This is a genomic window from Trebonia sp. (genome assembly GCF_049794275.1).
Taxonomy (GTDB): Bacteria; Actinomycetota; Actinomycetes; order Streptosporangiales; family Streptosporangiaceae; genus Trebonia.
In genome coordinates this window covers 1-2,771 of the sequence record NZ_JBARCR010000822.1, presented here as the reverse complement: position 1 = coordinate 2,771, position 2,771 = coordinate 1, and the positions used below count along the sequence as shown (strand labels likewise).

2 protein-coding genes are annotated in these 2,771 nt (G+C 71.0%); both read right to left on the bottom strand.

Going from position 1 to position 2,771, the window contains the following annotated elements:
* A partial coding sequence (locus WA805_RS21435; RefSeq protein ID WP_425243221.1) for a chloride channel protein occupies positions 1-1,009 on the bottom strand: 1,009 nt, incomplete at its 3' end.
* Positions 1,010-1,101: 92 nt separating this feature from the next.
* The gene (locus WA805_RS21430) at positions 1,102-2,556 is read right to left on the bottom strand and encodes a DHA2 family efflux MFS transporter permease subunit (protein WP_425243220.1); all 1,455 of its coding nucleotides are present in this window, start codon (positions 2,554-2,556) and stop codon (positions 1,102-1,104) included.
* Positions 2,557-2,771: the final 215 nt, after the last annotated feature.

The following is a 2,771-nucleotide window of genomic DNA, read 5'->3' as shown; positions in this document are numbered from 1 at the left end:
AGATGGAGTACGCCAGCGCCTTGCACACCAGCAGCAGGACCAGTGCCCCGACGGTGTAACTCGCGGACTGCTCGAGCAGTGGCGGCAGCGCCGACTGTCCGGAGAACAGCACGTCCGATGACGGTTTTCCGGTGCCCTCGGCGTACGCGATCGCCAGCCCCGCGACGGCCAGGCCGGCCAGCGGGGTCATCAGCAGCAGCAGCCGCTCCAGGTGGGGGCGCACGAACAGGGCCAGCCATTTGATCGCGAAGCTGACCACGGCGGCCGCCGCGCCGATGCCCACGGCCCAGCCGAGCTGTGCAATGTTCAGGTGCGCGGCCGGGGGAAGGTCCGGTACCGCCAGGGAAAATGTCCCGTATCCGGTCAGCGAGCCCAGGCCGAGGAAGATCAGCGACCCGATGCCCGCGCCGACCAGGCCAGGGAGCAGCGCGATGGTGGCCGTCGCGCCGCCAAGCCCGGAGGCCTCGAGCAGCAAGACCGCTCCCGACAGCGGGTTGCCGAGCAGCGTGCTGATCGCCGCGAAGCTGCCGGTCGCCGCGAGGATCGCGGCGGTGCGCTGCGGTACGTCGCGCTTAGCCAGCTTGACCGCCAGGACCGCCAGCCCGCCGCCGAGGGCGATCGTCGGGGCCTCCGGCCCGATCACCGCGCCCAGCGACAGGCCCGCCAGGGACGCGAGAAAGATGCCGGGCAGGTCGATCGCGGCGGCCACGCCGCCTGGGTGAAAGCCGTCAGCCGGCGAGTGGCCGCCCCGCCCGGGAAGGTACCTGATCGTCGCCCCGACAATCGCTCCGGCCACCGCCAGCGGCAGCAGTGGCCACCACGGCGGCTCACCGTGAAAGCCGACGCCCTTGGGCAGGTCGGTGTAGACCCAGGTCTGTATGTCGGTGACCAGTTTGAGATACCAGTACACCAGGAACGAGATCACCACGCCCAGGACCGCGGCCATGATCAGGAGAACCGCGTACTGCCTGGTACGCATGACAGCGAACGGATCTGCTGGCGTGCTCACCGCCACCCCCTCCAGGGCACACTGCGGTCATCTGATCTAGGGCAGTCTGCCGCCGCACCCGCCAGGCAGGCATCACCCGGCGCGCGTGATTTCTAGTGGACGAGGACCTCTACGCGGGCGTCCTGCCTTGGGGCAGAGCTTGAGCCAGCGGCGGGCGAGCGCAGCACGGTCGCGGCGACCGCTGCCGCCGCGACCACCAGGCCGCAGGCGATCCAGAATGCCAGGTGGTAGCCGTTGGTCAGGGCGACCGCCGCCGGGCGGTGCTGCGCCAGCAGCGCGCTGGTGCGGGACGCGGAGACGGTTGCCAGCACCGCGAGCCCGAGCGCGCCGCCGACCTGGGCAGTCGCGTTGACCAGGCCGGAAGCCAGGCCCGCGTCCTGCGGGGTCGCGCTGGACATGGCCAGCGCCATCAGGGCGGGGAAGCACAAGCCCGCGCCGGTGCCGGCCAGCACCGCGACAGGGAAAACCTGGGTCAGGTACCCGCTGCCGCTCGCCGGGGCGCTGGCGAACAGGGCCAGCCCGGCGGCGATCAGGCCGAGGCCGGCGAGCATCGGCGTGCGGGCGCCGAAGCGCATGACCAGGCGGTCGGTGTAGCGCACCGACAGGGTGCCCATCACCACGGCGACGGGCAGGAAGGCCAGGCCGATCTGCAGCGGGTCATAGCCGAGGATCCGGCGCAGGTACAGCGAGCCGAGGAAGAACATCCCGAACATGCCCGCGGTGCCGAGAACCTGGACCAGGTTCGCGCCGGTCACGGTGCGCGAGGCGAACATCCGCAGCGGCATGAGCGGGTTCCGCGCGGTGTGCTGCCTGATGAGGAAGCCGCCGAGCAGCACGAGCGAGCCGGCGGCGAAGCCCAGGGTCTTGGCGGCCAGCCAGCCGCCGGCCGCCGCGGGGCCGACGATCGTGAACACGCCGAGCATCATCGCGCCGGTGACCAGCAGCGCGCCCGCCACGTCGGCGCCGGCCCGCAGCCCGGCGCCCCGGTCCGCCTCGATCAGCTGCCGGGCGGCGACGACCGTGACCACGCCGATCGGCAGGTTGACGAAGAAGATCCAGTGCCAGTTCAGGAACTGGGTGAGAATGCCCCCGGCCAGCAGCCCCACCGCGGCGCCCGCCGACGCGACGAAGGCGAAGACGCCGATCGCCTTGGCCTGTTCCCGCGGGTCGGCGAACATCGTCACGATCATGCCGAGGATCACGGCCGAGGTGAGCGCGCCGCCAATGCCCTGCAGGAACCGCGCCGCGACCAGCATCTCCTGGTTCGCCGCGACCCCGCACAGCAGCGAAGCGACAGTGAAAACGCCAAGGCCGGCCATGAAGACGTTCCTGCGGCCGGCCAGGTCACCGAGCCGCCCCGCCAGCAGCAGCAGGCCGGCGAACGCGATCAGGTACGCGTTGACGACCCAGGCCAGGCTCGACTGCGAGAAACCAAGATCGGCCTGAATGGACGGCAGCGCCACGTTCACGATGGTCATGTCAAGGACGATCATCAGCATCCCGGTGCACAGCACTCCCAGGGCCACCCAGCGAGACCGGTCTTCCATGGCTCTTCCACTCCTCGTTTATTCGTCGCTTGCTTAGTTCGACTGCGCCCGGCGCAGAAACTCACCGCTGCGAGGAGGCGATAGGACGAGCGGCGGCGACAACCGCGGTGACGAGCGCGGCCGCGGTGCCGACCCGGCAGGCGAGCCGGACAGCCCGCGTGATATCCGCCGGCGTCGGGACGCGGCCGTCGCTGAGGACGGCGCGGTGCTCGACC